13 protein-coding genes are annotated in these 19,853 nt (G+C 70.5%); 8 read left to right on the forward strand and 5 right to left on the reverse strand.

The window, feature by feature from the left end; all coding sequences use genetic code 11:
• Window positions 1-63: 63 nt before the first annotated feature.
• Window positions 64-1,377, forward strand: a complete 1,314-nt coding sequence (locus ACZ5J1_RS17900) for a glycoside hydrolase family 1 protein (protein ID WP_464560983.1) — start codon at window positions 64-66, stop codon at window positions 1,375-1,377.
• On the opposite strand, the gene ACZ5J1_RS17905 is transcribed toward ACZ5J1_RS17900, so the two are convergent.
• Both ACZ5J1_RS17905 and ACZ5J1_RS17910 read right to left on the reverse strand, forming a co-directional pair.
• Entirely contained in the window at window positions 1,374-3,431 is a 2,058-nt protein-coding gene (locus tag ACZ5J1_RS17905; RefSeq protein ID WP_464560984.1) for an oxidoreductase, read from the reverse strand. The two genes, ACZ5J1_RS17900 and ACZ5J1_RS17905, sit on opposite strands and share 4 nt — an antisense overlap.
• On the reverse strand, window positions 3,428-3,958 hold the full coding sequence (locus ACZ5J1_RS17910; RefSeq protein WP_464560986.1) for a PadR family transcriptional regulator: 531 nt from the start codon (window positions 3,956-3,958) through the stop codon (window positions 3,428-3,430). Before ACZ5J1_RS17910 ends, ACZ5J1_RS17905 begins: the two co-directional genes overlap by 4 nt.
• Before the next feature lie 108 nt (window positions 3,959-4,066).
• On the opposite strand from ACZ5J1_RS17910, the gene ACZ5J1_RS17915 reads away from it, so the two are divergent.
• Together ACZ5J1_RS17915 and ACZ5J1_RS17920 are read left to right on the forward strand one after the other, a co-directional pair.
• Window positions 4,067-5,236: a CaiB/BaiF CoA transferase family protein gene (locus ACZ5J1_RS17915; protein WP_464560987.1), complete on the forward strand. Its 1,170-nt coding sequence runs from the start codon at window positions 4,067-4,069 to the stop codon at window positions 5,234-5,236.
• 10 nt (window positions 5,237-5,246) lie between these two features.
• Window positions 5,247-6,770 (forward strand): flavin-containing monooxygenase, encoded by a 1,524-nt coding sequence (locus ACZ5J1_RS17920; protein ID WP_464560988.1) that lies wholly within the window; start codon window positions 5,247-5,249, stop codon window positions 6,768-6,770.
• A 267-nt stretch (window positions 6,771-7,037) separates the two neighbouring features.
• Here the strand turns inward: ACZ5J1_RS17920 and ACZ5J1_RS17925 are convergent, their stop codons facing one another.
• Complete coding sequence (locus ACZ5J1_RS17925) at window positions 7,038-7,946, reverse strand: LysR family transcriptional regulator (protein ID WP_464560989.1); 909 nt, start codon at window positions 7,944-7,946, stop codon at window positions 7,038-7,040.
• Between the two features lie 90 nt (window positions 7,947-8,036).
• Here ACZ5J1_RS17925 and ACZ5J1_RS17930 point away from each other — a divergent pair, with 90 nt between their 5' ends.
• On the forward strand, window positions 8,037-11,513 hold the full coding sequence (locus tag ACZ5J1_RS17930) for a bifunctional proline dehydrogenase/L-glutamate gamma-semialdehyde dehydrogenase (RefSeq protein WP_464560990.1): 3,477 nt from the start codon (window positions 8,037-8,039) through the stop codon (window positions 11,511-11,513).
• A 31-nt stretch (window positions 11,514-11,544) separates the two neighbouring features.
• Here ACZ5J1_RS17930 and ACZ5J1_RS17935 read toward each other — a convergent pair whose 3' ends face one another.
• Complete coding sequence (locus ACZ5J1_RS17935; RefSeq protein WP_464560991.1) at window positions 11,545-12,693, reverse strand: acyl-CoA dehydrogenase family protein; 1,149 nt, start codon at window positions 12,691-12,693, stop codon at window positions 11,545-11,547.
• A gap of 73 nt (window positions 12,694-12,766) precedes the next feature.
• Here ACZ5J1_RS17935 and ACZ5J1_RS17940 point away from each other — a divergent pair, with 73 nt between their 5' ends.
• The 4 genes from ACZ5J1_RS17940 to ACZ5J1_RS17955 all read left to right on the forward strand — a co-directional run bounded on the left by ACZ5J1_RS17940 (window position 12,767) and on the right by ACZ5J1_RS17955 (window position 18,559).
• Window positions 12,767-13,360 (forward strand): MerR family transcriptional regulator, encoded by a 594-nt coding sequence (locus ACZ5J1_RS17940; RefSeq protein ID WP_464560993.1) that lies wholly within the window; start codon window positions 12,767-12,769, stop codon window positions 13,358-13,360.
• A 54-nt stretch (window positions 13,361-13,414) separates the two neighbouring features.
• Window positions 13,415-14,626 (forward strand): acetyl-CoA C-acetyltransferase, encoded by a 1,212-nt coding sequence (locus tag ACZ5J1_RS17945; RefSeq protein ID WP_464560995.1) that lies wholly within the window; start codon window positions 13,415-13,417, stop codon window positions 14,624-14,626.
• 11 nt (window positions 14,627-14,637) lie between these two features.
• Window positions 14,638-16,818, forward strand: a complete 2,181-nt coding sequence (locus ACZ5J1_RS17950) for a 3-hydroxyacyl-CoA dehydrogenase NAD-binding domain-containing protein (RefSeq protein WP_464560996.1) — start codon at window positions 14,638-14,640, stop codon at window positions 16,816-16,818.
• A gap of 262 nt (window positions 16,819-17,080) precedes the next feature.
• On the forward strand, window positions 17,081-18,559 hold the full coding sequence (locus ACZ5J1_RS17955) for a DEAD/DEAH box helicase (RefSeq protein ID WP_464560998.1): 1,479 nt from the start codon (window positions 17,081-17,083) through the stop codon (window positions 18,557-18,559).
• Window positions 18,560-18,643: 84 nt separating this feature from the next.
• Here ACZ5J1_RS17955 and dinB read toward each other — a convergent pair whose 3' ends face one another.
• Window positions 18,644-19,846 (reverse strand): DNA polymerase IV, encoded by a 1,203-nt coding sequence (gene dinB, locus ACZ5J1_RS17960; RefSeq protein ID WP_464561000.1) that lies wholly within the window; start codon window positions 19,844-19,846, stop codon window positions 18,644-18,646.
• Window positions 19,847-19,853 lie beyond the last annotated feature (7 nt).

Below are 19,853 nucleotides of genomic sequence, written 5' to 3' on the forward strand. Positions count from 1 at the left end.
GTCCACAATTGTCGCGTGCCGGGTGCGAGAAGTCCCCAGGGCCTCGCCCTGCCGCAAGATTTTGTGTTCGGAGTCAGCAGCTCGGCCGTCCAGGTCGAGGGTGCCTCCGACGTCGACGGACGGGGTCCGTCGATCTGGGAGTCGTTCGCCGATCTCCACGCCACGATCAAGGACGGCAGCCGTCCGGGGATCGGGGTCGACCACTACCGCCACGTCGACGAGGACGTGGCGCTGCTGCGCGACCTCGGGGTGGACTCCTACCGGTTCTCGATCGGGTGGTCGCGGGTGCTGCCGGAGGGGCGCGGTCGGGTCAACCGGGCGGGCCTCGACCACTACGACCGCCTCGTCGACCAGCTGCTCGAGGCCGGCATCGACCCGATGGTGACGCTCTACCACGGGGATCTGCCGCAGGCGCTCGAGGACGACGGCGGCTGGCAGAACCGGGCGACGGCCGACGCCCTGGGCGAGTACGCCGCCGTGGTCGGTGAGCGCCTTGCCGACCGGGTCGGTCAGTGGGTGCCGATCAGCGAGCCCAACGTGATCGCGATGCTCGGCTACGCGTTGGGGGTGCACGCCCCCGGAAAGCGGCTCCACTTCGACGTCGTCCCGGTGGTGCACCACCTGCTGCTCGGCCACGGTCGAGCCGTCGCCGCCCTCCGGGCCGCGGGTGCGCGGAGCATCGGCTCGGCCAACAACCACTCGCCGATGTGGCCGGCCAGCGAGGATCCCGCCGACGTCGGTGCGACCAAGCTCTTCGACGCCCTCTGGAACGGCTCCTTCATGGAGCCGATGCTGCTCGGCCGCTACCCGCAGGACCTGGCGCCGTTGCTCGAGGAGGCGGTGCAGGAGGGCGACATGGCGGTGATCCGTCAGCCGCTCGACTTCTACGGGATCAGCTACTACAGCCCGATCCGGGTCGCGGCCAGCGACGAGGATGCCGACCTGCCGTTCCGGTTCGTCGAGGTCCTCGGCCACGAACGGACGGCGAGCGGCTGGGCGGTCGCCCCGGGAGCTCTGCGCGAGTGGTTGATCCTGACCCGGGCCCGGTTCCGGGCGGCGCTGCCGCCGCTGGTGATCACCGAGGTCGGATCGTCCTGGGCCGAGCAGCCGGGTGAGGACGGTGTCGTGCACGACCCGGAGCGGATCGACTACCTCGCGTCGCACCTCGACGCCGTCGCCGAGGCGATCGAGCGGGGGGTCGACGTCCGCGGGTTCTACCTCTGGACCCTGCTGGACGCCTGGGAGTGGTCGAACGGGTGGACGGCGCCGTACGGCCTGGTGCACGTCGATCGCGAGACCGGGAAGCGGACGCCGAAGGACTCCTTCGCCGCCTACCGCGACCTGATCCGCGACCGACGCGCCGCCGCTGAGTCCTAGAGCGAGGCCGCCAGGGTGGTGCCCTGGTGGATCGCGCGCTTGGCGTCGAGCTCGGCCGCGACGTCGGCACCGCCGATGACGGTCGCGTCGATGCCGGCGGTCCCGAGGTCCTCGAGCAGGCCGCGCACCGACTCCTGGCCGGCGCACAGCACGATCGTGTCGACCGCCAGCTCCTGCGGCTCACCGTCGACCGTGACCCGCAACGTGACCCCGTCCTCGGTCGCCTCGATGGCGTCGTACGTCGCCCCGGAGATCATCCGGACGCGCTCCTGCTTCAGGACGGCCCGATGGGCCCACCCGGAGGTCTTGCCCAGCCCGAGGCCGATCGGCGTGGTCTTGCGCTGCAGCAGCGTGACCTCGCGGGCCGGCACCCGCGGCACCGGCGTGGTGAGGCCGGCGCGGTCGGTCTCGGGGTCGCCGACGCCCCAGCGCGCCTTCCACTCGGCGGTCGTCTCCGGGGTGTGGGTGAGGGCGACCGAGACGTCGACCCCGATCCCGCCGGCGCCGATCACCGCGACCCGGCGGCCGGGGATGCTGCGGCCGGACAGGACGTCGGCGTAGGTCACCACGGTGCCGTCGGCGAGGCCGTCGATGACTCCGGGGATCTGCGGGATCCGCGGGGTGACGCCGGTCGCGAGCACGACGTCGTCGAACGCCGCCAGGTCGCCCGCGGTGGCGGTGGTGCAGAGCCGGACGTCGATGCCGAGGATCTCCAGCCGACGGGTGAAGTAGCGCAGCGTCTCGCGGAAGTCCTCCTTGCCGGGCACCTCCATCGCGTAGCGGAACTGGCCGCCGATCGCGGAGCCCTGCTCGAAGAGCGTCACCGTGATCCCGCGCTCGGCGGCGGCGACCGCGGTGGCCAGGCCGGCGGGACCGGCGCCGACGACGGCGAGCTTCTTCGCGGTGCGGATCGGGGAGAGCACCAGCTCGGTCTCGTGCGCGGCGCGGGGGTTGACCAGGCAGGAGGCGCGCTTGTTGCTGAAGGCGTGGTCGAGGCAGGCCTGGTTGCAGGCGATGCAGGTGTTGATCTCGTCGGCGCGACCCGCGGCCGCCTTGTTCACGAACGCCGGGTCGGCGAGGAGGGGGCGTGCCATCGAGACCAGGTCGGCGTGTCCGTCGGCCAGGATCTGCTCGGCCAGCTCGGGGGTGTTGATCCGGTTCGAGGCGCAGACCGGGATCGAGACCGCTTCCTTCAGTCGGGCGGTGACGTCGACCCAGGCACCCTGGGGGACCTGGGTGATGATCGTGGGCACGCGGGCCTCGTGCCAGCCGATGCCGGTGTTGAACACCGTCACGCCGGCCTCCTCCAGGGCGGCGGCGAGGTCGAGGATCTCCTCCCAGCTCTGGCCGTTCTCGACCAGGTCGAGCAGGGAGATCCGGTAGATGATCGGGAAGCCGGCACCGACCAGCTCGCGGGAGCGCCGGATGATCTCGAGCGGGAACTGCATCCGGTTGTAGGCCGATCCGCCCCACTTGTCGGTGCGCTCGTTGGTGCGCTCGGCGAGGAACTGGTTGATCAGGTAGCCCTCGGAGCCCATGATCTCGACCGCGTCGTAGCCGGCCTTGGCGGCCAGCTCGACGCTGCGGGCGAAGTCGGACGCGGTCTGGTCGACCGCCTTGGTCGACAGCGCGGTCGGCTTGAACGGCGTGATCGGACTCTTGGCGGTGCTCGCCCCGACGCTGAACGGGGAGTAGCCGTAGCGCCCGGCGTGCAGCACCTGCAGGGCGATCGCCCCGCCCTCCGCGTGCACGGCCGCGGTGGTGTCGCGGTGCCGTGCGGCGTGCAGTCGGTTCGACATCTCCGAGGCGAACGGCTTGAGCCAGCCGCGCTTGTTCGGCGCGTAGCCGCCGGTGATGATCAGCCCGGTGCCGCCGCGGGCGCGCTCGGCGAAGTACGCGGTCAGCTTCGACTGCAGGTGCCGGCCGTCCTCCAGGCCGGTGTGCATGGAGCCCATCACCACCCGGTTGCGCAGGGTGACCGCACCCTCGCCCTCACCCAGGGTGATCGGGGCGAGCAGGTGCGGGTAGGTCGCGTCGGTCATCGTCTCGGTCATCGGTGGGCCTCCAGGTAGTCGGTGAGGAAGGCGATCCAGAACTCCTCCAGCCGGATCCCTCCCTGCAGGACGAGGTAGTGGTCGAGCGCTTGGTCGGTGAGCACGCTCGGGTCGGGGTAGTCGCGGGTGAGCAGGTGCCGGAAGTGGTCGCGGCGCACCTCGTGATCGGCCCGGGTGGCCCGGACGTTCTCCAGGAGCACCGCCCTGTCGCCGTACGACGCCGCGCGCATCTTGACCGTCAGGCTGCTCCGGACCGGCTCGAGGTCGTTCGGGGTGGCGAGCCAGGCCGCGAGGACGTCGGTGCCGAAGGGGGTCACGGAGTAGACCCGCTTGTCGGGGCGGTCGGTCTGGCTGACCGTCTCGGCCACGACCCAGCCGTCGGACTCCATCCGCCCCAGCACGCGGTAGATCTGCTGGTGGGTGGCGCTCCAGAAGAAGCCGATCGACCGCTCGAAGCGCTTGGCCAGATCGAGCCCGGCGGCGGGTTGCTCGCTCAGGGCGACGAGGAGCGCGTGGTCGAGGGCCATGCGGCGCATCCTGCCCGGCTATGCAACTAGTTGCAACCCCCGTCGCCTTAGCGATCGTTCATGAGAACCCTGTCGAAGGTGACAGTGGTGCTGGCAGGATCTGGCCCCATGAGCATCGTTCTGGGACAGGGCACGGGCCCGCTGCGTGGGGTCAAGGTCGTCGAGATCGCCGGGATCGGCCCGGGGCCGCACGCCTGCACGATCCTGGCCGACCTCGGCGCGGACGTGATCCGGGTCGAGCGCCCGAAGCCGGGCGGGCTCGGCAGCGGCGGCGCGCAGGACCTGACCAACCGGGGTCGCCCGAGTGTCGCGCTCGACCTGAAGAACCCGGAGGCCGTCGAGACGGTGCTGCGCCTGGTCGAGGGCGCCGACGTCCTGATCGAGGGCATGCGCCCGGGGGTGACCGAACGGCTCGGCCTCGGTCCCGAGGACTGCTTCGCCCGCAACCCGCGCCTGGTCTACGGCCGGATGACCGGGTGGGGCCAGGACGGTCCGCTCGCGCAGGCCGCGGGGCACGACATGAACTACATCTCGATCGCCGGTGCGCTCTTCAACCTCGGCCAGGACGAGTCCCGCCCGCACTTCCCGCTCAACCTCGCCGGCGACTTCGGCGGCGGCTCGGCCTACCTCGTCATCGGTGTCCTGGCGGCGCTGCTCGAGGCGAAGGTCTCCGGCCAGGGCCAGGTCGTCGACGCCGCGATCGTGGACGGTGTCGCCCACCTCGGTGCGATGTCGGTCGCCCACCAGGACATGGGGATCCTTCCCAGGGACAAGCGCGTCGGCGGTCTGCTCGACGGCGGCACGCCGTACTACGACGTCTACGAGTGCGCCGACGGTCGGCACGTCTCGGTCGGGGCGCTGGAGTCGCAGTTCTACGCCGAGCTCGGCCGGCTGCTCGAGCTCGACCTGCCCGGTCAGTTCGAGTTCGACCGGCTCGACGAGCTGCGCGCCACCCTGACCGCGACGTTCAAGACCAAGACGATGGCGGAGTGGGCCGAGATCTTCGAGGGCACCGACGCCTGCGTCGCTCCCGTCCTCACCCTCCCCGAGGCGGCGCAGCACCCGCACCTGGTCGCGCGCGGCACGTACGTCGAGGTCGACGGTGTCGTCCAGCCCGCTCCGGCCCCTCGGTTCTCGCGCACGGTGCCGACGCTGACCACGCCGCCCGCCGCGGGTCCGGGCGAGCACACCCGGGACGCGCTGGCGGCCTGGGGGATCTCCGACGCCGAGGCGCTGATCGCCTCAGGAGCGGCTGTGCAGCGGGTTACCGAGGGGTAACCTGCCCTTCATGACGCAGCCTGACGGTGCTCCCCACGTTGACGTCCTGATCATCGGTGCCGGTCTCTCCGGCATCGACGCAGCGGCGAACCTGCTCCGCGCCCAGCCCAACCGGTCGATCGCGATCCTCGAGGCGCGCGAGTCGTTGGGTGGCACCTGGGACCTGTTCCGCTACCCGGGGATCCGGTCGGACTCGGACATGTTCACGTTCGCGTTCAAGTGGCGTCCGTGGCAGTCGGCGACGACGCTGGCCGACGGCCCGCTGATCAAGGACTACCTGACCACGGTCGCGGCGGAGGAGGGCGTGGACCGCCTGATCCGCTACGGCCACCGGGTCACCTCGGCCTCCTGGGACAGCAACGCCGAGCTGTGGACCGTCGCGGTCGAGATCAACGGGGTGGCCTCCGAGATCACGGCACGGTTCCTGTGGAACTGCACGGGCTACTACGACTACGCGGCCGGCTTCCAGCCGGAGTTCCCGGGGCTGGCCGACTTCGAGGGCACCTTCCTGCACCCGCAGCACTGGCCCGAGGACCTCGACTACACCGGCAAGAAGGTCGTCATCATCGGCTCCGGAGCGACCGCGGTGACGCTGGTCCCGGCGATGGCCAACACCGGGGCCGCGCACGTGACGATGCTGCAGCGCACGCCGTCGTACATCGTGTCCCGACCGGGCAAGGACCCGCTCGCCGGCGGCGCGAGCAAGTTCCCCCTGACCGGCCTGCTGCCGTTCAGGAAGGCGCGCGGCAAGGCGCTGCACGAGGCGCTGCGCTGGGAGAACCTCGGCCTGAGCCTGGGGCTGTACCTCTTCGCCCAGCGGGCGCCGAAGCTCGCCCGCAAGCTGATCCGCGACGGTCAGATCGCCCAGCTCACCGCCCGCGAGGGGAGCACCGGCTTCACCGCGGAGGAGGCCGAGGCGTTCGTCGACACCCACCTCAACCCGCCGTACGACCCGTGGGACCAGCGGCTGTGCGCCGTCCCCGACGGTGACCTGTGGAAGGTGATCCGCAACGAGAAGGCCACGATCGTCACCGACCGGATCGCGACCTTCACCGCGAAAGGGATCGAGCTCGAGTCCGGGGACACCCTCGAGGCCGACATCGTCGTCAGCGCGACCGGGCTGAACATCCAGATCTTCGGTGGCGCCACGATGACCGTCGACGGGGTGGAGGTCGACCCCGGCCAGACCACGACGTACCTCGGCGCGATGCTCACCCAGATCCCGAACTTCGCCTTCACCATCGGCTACATCAACGCCTCCTGGACACTCAAGGCCGACCTCGTCTCGGCCTGGGTCGCGGGGCTGCTGGGCGACATGGACAGGCACGGCCACCGGGTCGTCCGGGTGGCCGAGCCCGACGTCCCCGGATCCCGGCCGCTGATGGACATGAAGTCCGGCTACCTGCTCCGCGGTGCCGCCCAGATGCCGCTCCAGGGCTCCGGCGCCTACGAGGCGAAGCAGAACTACTTCCTCGACACCCGCCGGATGGCCCCCGGCAACTTCCACGCCGACGGCCACCTCCTCTTCTCCTGAGATCGACCCCTTCGCCGACTTGAGGGTTCAGGGCGCCGAGTTGAGGGTTCCTGCAGCCGAGTTGCGGGTTTTGGCGGCCGAGTCGCGGGTTCTGGGTCAGCGTGGAGGCTCACAACAGACCCATGCGGGTGTGGACTGGGTCGCTGACGCGGAGCAGTCGGAGACGATGTACATCTCGATGCCCGAGAAGGCGGGATTCGACCCACCAAAACCCGCAACTCGGCGCCCAGAACCCTCAACTCGGCGGTAGGAACCCTCAAGTCGGCGTTAGTCGAGGCTCAGGTCCGCGGGGACGATGTCGGCGAGGGCGGAGCGGCAGGCGCGGATGGGCGGAGCGTCGGCGATGGCGGCGCGGGTGGAGGTGAAGACCTCGCGGCGGGGGTTGCCGGGGAGGTCGACCCAGCGGACGTTCGGCTGACGCCGCACGATCATCAGCTCGGGCACGATCACCACGGCGTTGCCGGTCTCGACCAGGGCGAGGTGGGCCTCGAGGTCATCGGTCTCGAACCGTACGTCGGGCTCGAACCCGACCCCGCGGCACAGGTGCTCGGCCCAGACCCGGGATCCGGCCGGGCGGGGCTCCATCACCCAGGGGGCGTCGGCGGCATCGGCCAACGACACGATCCGGTCCCAGCGATCCCCTGAGGCCGGCACCGCGAGCCGGAGGCGGTCCGTGGTCAGGGGGGTGCGGTCGAGCCCGGCGTGGAGCGGGGCGGGGTGGTGCGGGTACTGCTGGGCGATCACGAGGTCCAGCGCGCTGGTGCGGGCCTCGAGCAGTGCCTCCTCGGGCAGCCGCTGCGACATCGTCACCCGCAGCCGGGGGTGCTCGGCCGCCAACCGGGTCAGCAGCTGCGGCATGAAGGCCAGGGCCGCGGACTGGAACGCGGCGATGTGGACGGCGCCGGAGACGTCGTCGCTCAGGGCGGCGACCGCCGCCTCGGCCTCTTCGAGCTCGGTCAGGATCCGCTGGGTGTGCTCGACCAGCACCTGCGCGGCGGCGGTCAGCTCGACCCGTCGCCCGGCCTTGCGCAGCAGCTCGGTGCCGACCTCGCGCTCGAGCTGGGTGAGCTGCTGCGAGACCGACGAGGGGCTCTGGTGCAGGGTCTCGGCGACCGCGGCCAGGGTGCCGTGGACCGAGAGCTCGGCCAGCAGGCGCAGGCGGCGGACATCGAGCACGAAGGCACGTCCAATCAGTCAGTTCCAATGATGCTTATCGGTCACCAAACATCGCTTTACCTGATGAGTCTAGGGACGGAGGATGGGAGGATGAGCATCGCCCCGCCGCCGACGCAGTTCGAGATCCTCGGGACCGAGAGCCTCCCCGAGGTGGAGGCCCAGGTCGCCGCCTGGCTGGAGAGCGCCGCGCAGTACCCGGTCCATCCGTCGGCACGCCGCCTGGCCGACGTGCTCAAGGACCCGCAGGGCCTCGACTTCACCGTCGGCTTCGTCGACCGGGTGATCCGCCCCGAGGACCTCGACGTCGCTGCCGCGGCACTGCGTGAGCTCGTCCCGCTGGCGCCGAAGTTCCTGCCCTGGCACCTGCGCGCCGCGCTCAAGCTCGGCGCGATGCTCTCCGTGGTCGCTCCGTGGTTCGTCATCCCGCTCGCCCGGCTCGCGCTGCGCCGGATGGTCGGTCACCTGCTGATCGACGCCTCGGACCGCCGTCTCGGCAGCGCGATCAAGCGCCTGCGCGATCGCGGCGTCAGTCTCAACCTCAACCTGCTCGGCGAGGCCGTGCTCGGTGAGGCCGAGGCGAACCGTCGCCTCGAGGGGACCAAGCGTCTGCTCGAGCGCCCCGACGTCGACTACGTCTCGATCAAGGTCTCCTCGCCCGTCGCGCCGCACTCGCCGTGGGCCTACGACGACGCCGTCGACCACATCGTCGACCGGCTGCTCCCGCTCTACGAGTACGCCGCCACCGAGGCGCACCACGGGCGGGCGAAGTTCATCAACCTGGACATGGAGGAGTACCACGACCTCGATCTGACGATCGACGTCTTCACCCGCATCCTCGACCTGCCCGCGATGCAGCACCTCGAGGCCGGCATCGTGCTGCAGGCCTACCTGCCCGACGCGATGGCCGCGATGATCCGGCTCCAGGACTGGGCCGCGGAGCGCCGCGCGAACGGTGGCGCCGCGATCAAGGTCCGTCTGGTCAAGGGCGCCAACCTGCCGATGGAGCGGGTGCAGAGCTCGCTGACCGGCTGGCCGCTGGTCACGTGGGGCTCCAAGCAGGACTCCGACACGTCGTACAAGAACGTGCTCAACTACGCCCTCACCCCGCAGCGGATGGCCAACGTCCGTCTCGGCGTCGCCGGCCACAACCTCTTCGACATCGCCTACGCCTGGGTGCTCGCCGGCCAGCGCGGCGTCCGGGACCGGATCGAGTTCGAGATGCTGCTCGGCATGGCCGAGGGCCAGGCCGAGGCGGTCCGCGAGACCGTCGGCGGGCTGCTGCTCTACGTGCCGGTCGTGCACCCGCGTGACTTCGACGTCGCGATCGCCTACCTCGTGCGCCGCCTCGAGGAGGGTGCGAGCCAGGACAACTTCATGTCCGCCGTCTTCGACCTGCACACCGACTCCGCGCTGTTCCTGCGCGAGTCGCAGCGCTTCGTCGACTCGCTGACCGCCGTCGACGGTTCGGTGCCGCCGCCGAACCGGACGCAGAACCGCGCCTGGGAGGCCGCCCCGGGTGCGCTCGCAGCCCCGACCGGCTTCAGCAACGCCTCCGACACCGACCCGGCGCTCCCGGCCAACCGGGCCTGGGCCGCGGCCATCATCGACCGGATCGCCGACTCCCAGCTGGGCGTCGACCTCGTCGCCGCGCATGCCGTCACCGACGTCCCGACGATGAGGGCGAAGATCGCCTCCACCCGCGAGGCCGGCACGGCCTGGGCGGCCCGCACCGGTGCCGAGCGCGCCGAGGTGCTGCGTGCCGCCGCGGTGCTCTTCGAGCGCCGCCGGGGCGACCTGCTCGAGGTCTCCGGCTCCGAGGCCGGCAAGACCATCGACCAGGGCGACCCGGAGATCTCCGAGGCCGTCGACTTCCTCAGCTACTACGCCGACCTGGCCGTCGAGCTCGACTCCGTCGACGGCGCGACCGCGGTCCCGGTCGGCCTCACCGTGGTCACCCCGCCGTGGAACTTCCCGGTCGCCATCCCGACCGGCGGCGTCGCCGCGGCGCTGGCCGCCGGGTCGGCCGTGATCCTCAAGCCCGCGCCGCAGGCCGCGCGCTGTGGGTCGATGGTCGCCGAGCTGCTCTGGGAGGCCGGCGTCCCGCGCGACGTCCTCACCCTCGTGCACGCTCCCGAGAACGGTGTCGGTCAGGCGCTGATCGAAGCCCCCGAGGTCGACCGCCTCATCCTCACCGGTGCCTTCGAGACCGCCGAGCTGTTCCGTCGCTTCCGCTCCGACCTGCCGCTGCTGGCCGAGACCTCGGGCAAGAACGCGATCATCGTCACCCCGCACGCCGACCTCGACCTGGCGGTCAAGGACCTCGTCTACTCCGCGTTCGGTCACGCCGGCCAGAAGTGTTCGGCCGCCTCGCTGGGCATCCTGGTCGGCTCGGTCGCCCGCTCGGACCGCTTCCGCCACCAGCTCGTCGACGCCGTCTCGTCACTCCGGGTGGGCCTGCCGAGCGACGCCACGACGCAGATGGGTCCGCTCATCGAGCCGGCGTCGGGCAAGCTGCTCTCCGCCCTGACCACGCTCGCGCCGGGTGAGTCCTGGCTGGTCGAGCCGCGCCGGCTCGACGAGACCGGGCGACTCTGGTCCCCGGGCGTCAAGATCGGCGTCAAGCCCGGCAGCGAGTTCCACCGCACCGAGTACTTCGGCCCCGTGCTGGGTCTGATGGAGGCCGAGTCCCTGACCGAGGCGATCGCGCTCCAGAACGGCAGCGACTACGGCCTGACCGCCGGTCTGCACTCGCTCGAGCGCACCGAGATCGAGCAGTGGCTCGACCCCGAGACCGGTGTCCAGGCGGGCAACCTCTACGTCAACCGCTCCACGGTCGGCGCCGTCGTACGCCGTCAGCCGTTCGGCGGCTGGAAGAAGTCGGCCGTCGGTGCCGGCACCAAGGCCGGTGGTCCGCAGTACCTGATCGGGCTCAGCGACTGGGCTCCCGCTCCCGCGCAGCACGGGGAGCCGATCAGCCCGGCGGTCGCGGCGTTCCTCGACGCGACCGGGTTCGCCGGTCCGGTCTGCGAGAAGCTCGAGCAGGCGGCCGGCTCCGACGCCGCGGCGTGGATGGCCGAGTACGGCGTCGTCAGCGACCCCAGCGCGCTGCTCGCCGAGAAGAACCTGTTCCGCTACTGCCCGGTCCCGGTGACCATCCGGATGGAGGACGTGTCGACCCACGAGGCCGAGGCGACCTGCGAGCTGGTCCGCGTGGCTGCGGCCGGACTGCTCGCCGGATCGACGCTGACCGTCTCCACGGCGGCCCCCATCGACGCGACCGTGCACGCCGCGCTCGAGGGCATCGGCGCGACCGTCGTGGTCGAGGACACCGCCGCGTGGGCCGCCCGCCTGCAGGGTCCCCACGCTCCGTCGCGGGTGCGCCTGATCGGCGGCAGCCGTCAGGCGTTCGCCGAGGCGAGCAACGGTCGCGTCGACATCGCGCTCTACGCCCAGCCCGCCGTCCAGTCCGGCCGGATCGAGCTGCTCACCTTCCTGCACGAGCAGGCGATCGCTGTCACCGCGCACCGGTTCGGCTCACCGACCCCGTTGGTCGAGAACCTGCTCTGACCGCCGGTCGGTGAGCCCGTCGGCCGCTCCCTCAGAGGTTGAGGGAGCGGCTGATGATCAGCTTCTGGATCTCGGTGGTGCCGCCGTAGATCGTCTGGATCCGGCTGTCCACGTAGGCCTTCGCGATCGGGTACTCCATCATGTAGCCGTAGCCGCCGTGGATCTGGACGCCCTGGTCGATGATCTTCTTCTGCAGCTCGGTGGTCCACCACTTCGCCATCGACGCCAGCGCGGTGTCGGCGGTGCCGGCGTTGAGCTGCGTGATCGCGTCGTTGAGGAAGACCCGGGCGATGTGCGCCTCGGTCGCCATCTCGGCCAGCGTGAACGCCATCGACTGGTTGCGACCGATCGGCTTGCCGAACGCGGTCCGCGTCCGGGCGTAGTCGAGCGAGAGCTCCAGCGCGGACTCGATCGCGGCCACCGCGATGGAGGCCACCGAGATCCGCTCCTGCGGCAGCAGCGTCATCAACGAGATGAACCCGGAGCCCTCGGGCCCGAGCAGGTTCTCCTTGGGGACGCGGACGTCGGTGAAGGAGAGCTCGGCGGTGTCCTGCGCCTTCATCCCCATCTTGTCCAGGTTCCGGCCGCGCTCGAAGCCCTCCATGCCGCGCTCGACGACGAGCAGCGAGACCCCGTTGGCGCCCGCGCTCGGGTCCGTCTTGCAGACCACGATCACCAGGTCGGCGTGGATCCCGTTCGAGATGAACGTCTTCGACCCGTTGAGCACGTAGTGGTCGCCGTCGAGCACCGCGCGGGTCTGGATGCCCTGCAGGTCGGAGCCGGCACCGGGCTCGGTCATCGCGACCGCGGTGATGATCTCGCCCGAGACGCAGCCCGGCAGCCAGCGCTGCTTCTGCTCCTCGGTCCCGAGGTGGGAGATGTAGGGAACGATGATGTCGGTGTGGACGAAGAAGCCCGGTCCGCTCGCGCCGACCTTGCTCATCTCCTCGTGGAAGACCGAGTTGAACCGGAAGTCCTTGATCCCCGGGCCGCCGTACTCCTCGGCGACGTCGAAGCAGAGCAGCCCTGCGTCGCCCGCCTTGATCCAGAGGTCGCGCGGGACGATGCCGTCCTTCTCCCACTGGTCGTGGAAGGGCACGACCTCCTTCTCCAGGAAGGCTCGCGCGGTCGAGCGGAAGTCCTCGTGCTCGGCTTCGTAGATGGTCGGGGTGATGGGCATGACACTCCTTCGTCGGCCGGGTCACGGCCAGGAGACTGACAGTAGGACTGTCACGATGCTAGCGTCCACGGCCATGGGAGTGGAGCGATACACGGTCGAGGAGCTGGCGGAGCTCACCGGTCACACGGTGCGCAACATCCGCTACTACACCGGACTCGGCCTGCTGCCCGCTCCTGGTCGCGAGGGACGCGTCGCGGTGTACGGCGCCCTGCACCGCGCCCGGCTCGAGCTGATCACCGCGCTCCAGGTGCACGGATTCACCCTCGAGGCGATCGGCCGCTACCTCGAGCACCGCGGCGTCGGTGCGACGCCCGAGGACCTCTCCATGCAGCGGGCGATGATCACGTCGTGGACCAACGGGTCGGCGCGCGAGATCCAGGCCGACATCGCCCGCGAGCTGCGTGCCCTGGGCCTGCCACGTGATGCCCTCGCCGCCGCTCACGAGGCGACCCAGCGGCACATGGACGACCTGGCCGAGGAGCTCGACCAGATCTTCCGCAGCCAGATCGTCGCCCCCTTCGTCAAGATCGAGCACACCCCCGAGGAGGCCGATCTGATGGAGAAGGGCGTGCCGCGGCTGCGTGAGCTCACCGTGCAGGCGATCGTCGTGGCGTTCCAGGGGGCGATGAACCGGGCGATCTCCCGTTCGTTGTCCCGCGTTCCCTGAGACGTTCACCGACTCGGGGTTGATCCTGACAGTTTTGGTGTCATGATTGGCCGCATGGCTGAAGCATTCATCTACGACCACGTCCGCACGCCCCGCGGCCGCGGCAAGAAGACCGGGGGCCTCCACGAGGTCAAGCCCGTCGACCTCGTGGTCGGGCTGATCGACGAGTTGCGCAAGCGCAACCCCTCCCTCGACGTCGAGCGGATCGACGACATCGTTCTCGGCGTCGTGAGCCCGATCGGCGACCAGGGCGGCGACATCGCCAAGACCGCCGCGCTCGCCGCGGGTCTGCCCGAGACCACCGCCGGTGTGCAGCTCAACCGGTTCTGCGCGTCCGGCCTCGAGGCCGTGAACCAGGCCGCCTCGCGCGTCCGCGGTGGGTTCGAGGACCTGATCATCGCCGGCGGCGTGGAGTCGATGAGCCGCGTCGCGATGGGCTCCGACGGCGGCGCCTGGGCGCTCGACCCGGCCACCGCGCTCGCCACCGACTTCATCCCGCAGGGCATCGGCGCCGACCTGATCGCCACGATCGAGGGCTGGAGCCGCACCGACGTCGACACCTACGCCGCCGAGTCGCACGCCCGTGCCGCCGCGGCCTGGGAGGCCGGTTACTACAAGGACTGCGTCATCCCCGTCGTCGACCAGAACGGTCAGGTCGTCCTCGACCACGACGAGCTGGTCCGCCCCGGCACCACCGCCGAGGGCCTCGCCGGCCTGAAGCCCAGCTTCGTCACCCCCGGCCAGGAGGCCGGCTTCGACGACGTCGCGCTGTCGAAGTACCACTGGATCGAGAAGATCGACCACGTCCACCACGCCGGCAACAGCTCCGGCATCGTCGACGGCGCCGCACTGACCCTGATCGGGTCCGAGGAGGTCGGGCGTGAGCTCGGGCTGACCCCGCGCGCCAAGATCATCTCCGCCGCCGTCTCCGGCGCGGACCCGACGATCATGCTGACCGGTCCGGCCCCGGCCGCCCGCAAGGCGCTGGCCAAGGCCGGTCTCACCGTCGACGACATCGACCTGTGGGAGATCAACGAGGCGTTCGCCGCCGTCGCGATGCGCTTCATGCGCGACATGGGCATCAGCCACGACGTCACCAACGTCAACGGTGGTGCGATCGCGATGGGTCACCCGCTCGGTGCCACCGGCGCCATCATCCTGGGCACGCTCGTCGACGAGCTCCAGCGTCGCGGCAAGAAGCGTGGCCTCGCCACGCTCTGCGTCGGCGGCGGCATGGGTATCGCCACGATCGTCGAGCTGGTCTGAGAGGAATGACAATGACTGAAACCGCAGTGAAGTACGACGTCGACGCGCACGGCATCGTCACCCTGACGCTGGACGACCCGAACCAGTCGGCGAACACGATGAACGCCCTCTACAAGTCATCGATGGAGGCGGCGATCGACCGCGTCGTCGCCGAGGCCGACTCGATCAAGGGCGTCGTCATCACCAGCGCGAAGAAGACCTTCTTCGCCGGTGGCGACCTGAAGAACATGATGGGCGCTCGCCGTGAGAACAGCGCCGAGATCTTCGCCGAGTGCGAGGGGATCAAGGCCACCCTGCGCAAGCTGGAGCTGCTCGACAAGCCCGTCGCCTCGGCGATCAACGGCGCCGCCCTGGGCGGTGGCCTGGAGATCACGCTGGCCACCAACCGCCGGATCGCGGCCGAGGGCCGCTACGACATCGGTCTGCCCGAGGTCTCGCTCGGCCTGCTGCCCGCCGGTGGCGGTCTGACCCGCTCGGTCCGGATGTTCGGTCTGATCAAGACCCTCACCGAGATCGTCGGGCCCGGCACCCGGTTCAAGCCCGAGGCCGCCCTGGCCAAGGGTCTGGTCGACGAGGTCGTCCCCGCCGACCAGGTGGTCGCTCGCGCCAAGGCGTGGGTGCTGGAGAACGCCGGCGTCGAGGGCGCCGGTCTGCAGCCGTGGGACAAGCCCGGCTTCAAGCTCCCCGGTGGCGCTCCGACGTCGCCGGCGCTGGTCGGCTTCCTGCCCGCGCTCACCCCGATCCTGCGCAAGCAGCTCAAGCAGGCCGACGTGAAGGCGCCCAAGGCGATCCTCTCCGCGGTCGTCGAGGGCGCGCAGGTCGACTTCGACACCGCCTCGCGGATCGAGACCCGCTACTTCGTCAACCTGGTCACGTCCCAGCAGGCGAAGAACTTCATCCAGGCGTTCTTCTTCGACCTGTCCTCGATCAACTCCGGTGCCCTGCGCCCGGCCGGCGTGGAGAAGTACACGCCGACCAAGGCGGTCGTGCTCGGTGCCGGGATGATGGGTGCGGGTATCGCCTACGTGCTCGCCCGCGCCGGCGTCGAGGTCGTGCTCAAGGACGTCTCCCTGGAGGCGGCCGAGCGCGGCAAGGCCTACACCGCCGGGATCAACGACAAGGCCGTCTCGCGCGGCAAGCTCACCGCTGAGAAGGCGGCCGAGCTGCTCGGTCGGATCACCGCGACCGACAACGCCGCCGACGCCGCCGGCGCGGACCTCGTCGTTGAGGCCGTCTTCGAGGACGTCGCGCTCAAGCAGAAGGTCTTCAACGAGATCGCGCCGCACCTGGCCGAGGGCGCACTGCTGTGCTCCAACACCTCGACCCTGCCGATCACGGAGCTGGCCAAGGGCGTCGACGGCACCAACGCCGCCGGCCGCTTCATCGGTCTGCACTTCTTCTCGCCGGTCGACAAGATGCCGCTGGTCGAGATCATCCGCGGCGCCGAGACCTCCGACGAGACGCTCGCCAAGGCGTACGACGTGGTGCTGGCGATCCGCAAGACCCCGATGATCGCCAACGACTCGCGGGGGTTCTACACCTCGCGCGTCATCGGCACCACGATCAACGAGGGCATCCAGCTCCTCGCCGAGGGTGTGCACCCGTACTCGATCGAGCGCGCCGCCACCCAGGCCGGCTACCCGGTCGGCCCGCTGCAGCTGGCCGACGAGCTCAACCTCGAGCTGATGGTCAAGATCGCCAAGACCACCCGCGAGGCTGCCGGCATCGAGGAGGAGGGCGCGATGGAGAAGGTGGCCAACAAGCTCATCGCCGCCGGCCGCTCGGGCAAGCTCAAGGGCGCCGGGTTCTACACCTACGAGGACGGCAAGCGGGGCTCGATCTGGTCGGGCCTGGCTGAGCTGTTCCCGCCGGCCGAGGTCCAGCCGAGCATCGCCGACATCAAGGACCGGCTGATGTTCATCGAGGCCATCGAGACCGCGAAGACGTTCGAGGAGGGGGTCGTCACCTCGGCCGCCCACGCGAACATCGGGTCGATCTTCGGCATCGGGTTCCCGGCCTCCACCGGTGGTGCGGCGCAGTTCATCACGGGCTACGACGCGGCCGACGGCACGTACGGTCTGGACGCGTTCATCAAGCGGGCCAACGAGCTCGCGGCGGCCTACGGTGAGCGGTTCGCGCCGACGCCGTACCTGCTCGAGATGGCGGCGAAGGGCGAGTCCTTCCCGGCCTGATGGTGGCTGAGTGAGTCGCATCTCACGTCGTCGGGGGCGTCCTGGTTTCGGCCAGGGCGCCCCCGTCGCTGTACTGTCGAAGAGCAGTCGGCACCAGTCTTGCCTCCGGCTGCCAGCTTCGGTCCACGAGCTCGACGGACCAGAGTCCGGATCCCCGGACCCCCGGCCTCACGATTCTGTGAGGTTGGATGCCTGGCGAGACATGCCAGATGTGAGATCTCTCTTGTCTTCAGTCGTTTCTGAGGGCTTCGCCGGCTTCGGCGTGCCCACCTCCCTTGTCCACGTTCTCGACGAGCGTGGCATCACCACCCCCACTCCGATCCAGGCCGCCACGCTGGCGGACAGCCTCGCCGGACGCGACGTCCTCGGCCGCGGCCGGACCGGTTCGGGTAAGACCTACGCCTTCCTCATCCCGCTCGTCGCCCGCCTGGTCGAGTCGGGCAAGCGCCCCGCCGCTCGCAAGCCGCGTGCGCTGATCCTGGCCCCCACGCGTGAGCTGGTCGGTCAGATCAAGGAGTCCCTCGAGCCCTTCGCTGCGGCGCACGGGCTCAAGCTCCAGACCGTCTTCGGCGGTGTCGGCCAGGTGCCGCAGGTCAACGGCCTGCAGCGCGGCGCGGACATCGTGCTGGCCTGCCCCGGTCGTCTCGAGGACCTGATCAAGCAGGGTCACTGCGACCTGTCGCAGGTCGAGGTCACCATCCTCGACGAGGCCGACCACATGGCCGACCTCGGTTTCCTGCCCGGCGTGCGCCGGATCCTGTCCCAGACGCCGAAGAGCGGCCAGCGGTTGTTCTTCAGCGCCACGCTGGACAACGGCATCAACACGCTGGTCAAGCAGTTCCTGACCAACCCGGTGACGCACGAGGCCGACTCGGCCCAGTCGCCGGTCGCGACGATGGAGCACCACGTCTTCCACCTCAGCGCCCGTGACCAGCGCGTCGCGGTGCTGGCCGACCTGGCTGCCGCGCCGGGCCGCACGGTGATCTTCACCCGCACCAAGCACGGCGCCAAGGCGCTCGCCCGCCAGCTCAACGGCAAGGGCATCCCGTCGGTCGACCTGCACGGCAACCTGTCGCAGAACGCCCGCACCCGGAACATGGACGCCTTCCACGCCGGTACGGCGACCACGCTGGTGGCCACCGACATCGCCGCGCGCGGCATCCACGTCGACGACGTCGCCCTCGTGGTGCACGCCGACCCGCCGTCGGAGCACAAGGCGTACCTGCACCGCTCGGGTCGGACGGCTCGCGCCGGCGCTTCGGGCACCGTCGTCACGCTGATGACCGACGACCAGGTCAAGGACGTCCGCGACCTGACCCGGGCTGCCGGGATCAAGCCGCAGATCACCCGCGTCGACGGTGTCGGTCACCCGATCCTGATCACCGTCGCCCCCGGCGAGCGTGAGCGTCCCGGTGGCTTCGAGGTCGCTGAGGCTCCGCAGCCCGCGCGTCGTCCCGCCGGTGAGCGCGACTCGACCCGCAAGTCCCGTCCCGGCAGCCGCGCGCGCAAGCGTCAGGCCACGGAGGGCACCGGCGGCAACGGCGGCGGCGCTCCGAAGTCCGGTGGCCAGGGCGGTCAGCGCTCCGGTGGCAGCCGCAACGGCGGCGCCAAGTCCGGTGCTCCCAAGAGCGGTGGCAACGGTGGCGGCCAGCGTCGCTCCGGTGGTGGCGGGGGCGGCCAGCGTCGCTCCGGCGGCCAGGGTGGCGGCTCGCACAGCGCCGCTTCCTTCAGCGCCCGCTGATCCTGATGACACGCTGACGCTCCTCGACCTGATGGTCGGGGAGCGTTCGGCATTTCGGCGGAGACGCCTTGCCCCTCTGCCTGACTATGGAGAGGTGGTCGGTCCTGGGTCGGGGAGCGTCGGCATTTCGTGGCCGACGTACTGCTTGAGCAGGACGGCGCGGGTGACCGACTCCTTGCCGAAGCGGTCCTTGAGCTGGTCGAGGGTGCGGTCGAGCTGCTCGCCCTGGGTGGCGGCGGGGAAGAGCGGGAGCTCGAGCTGCTCGTACTCGCGGGTGCTGAGGCCGGAGATGCTGATCCCGAGCAGGGTGCAGCCGCGTTCGTCGATCAGCGGCTGGGCCTGGCGCAGCAGCCGTCGGCCCGTGTCGAGCCAGACCTGCGTCGCACCGCTCGTGTGAGCCAGGGTCGCCGAGCGGGTGGCGCGGGTGAAGTCGTCGAAGCGCAGTCGCAGGGTGAAGGTGCGTCCGGTGCGCTCGCCCTTCCGGAGGCGTTTGCCGACCCGGTCGACCAGGGCAGCCAGGATGACCTCGAGCTCCTCGTGACTGCGCCGGCCCTTGCCGAGCGCGCTCTGGGAGCCGATCGAGCTGCGCCGCCGCCCGACCTCGACCGGTCGCGGATCGCGCAGGTTGGCCAGGGCGTGCAGGTGACGGCCCGACGCCTTGCCCACCGACAACGCCAGCTCGGTCTCCTCGCGGCGGGCGAGCTGCCCGATGGTCCGGATGCCCTCGGCGTGCAGCTTCGCCGCGGTGATCGCGCCGACGCCCCAGAGCCGCTCCACCGGCAGGGGGTGCAGGAAGTGCTCCTCGCCGTGGGCCGGGACGAGCAGGAGTCCGTCGGGCTTGCTGACCGCGCTGGCGATCTTGGCCAGGTACTTCGTCCGGGCGATGCCGACGCTGATCGGCAGTCCGACCTCGTCCTTCACCCGGGTCCGCAGGGTGGCGCCGATCTGCTCGGGGGGACCGACCAGGCGCTGCAGCCCGGTGACGTCGAGGAAGGCTTCGTCGATCGAGATCCCTTCGACCAGCGGCGTGGTGTCGTTGAAGATCTCGAAGACCCGCTTGCTCGCCTTGGTGTACGCCTCGAACCGGGGCGGCACCACGATCGCGTCCGGGCAGCGGGCCAGGGCCATCCGACCGCCCATCGCCGACTTCACGCCGTAGGCCTTGGCCTCGTAGCTGGCCGCGAGCACCACGCCTCCGCCGACGATCACCGGCCGACCCCGCAGCCGGGGGTCGTCGCGTTGCTCCACCGAGGCGAAGAACGAGTCGAGGTCGGCGTGCAGGATCACCCGACCA

The sequence above is a fragment of the Nocardioides sp. JCM 18999 genome (assembly GCF_055391175.1).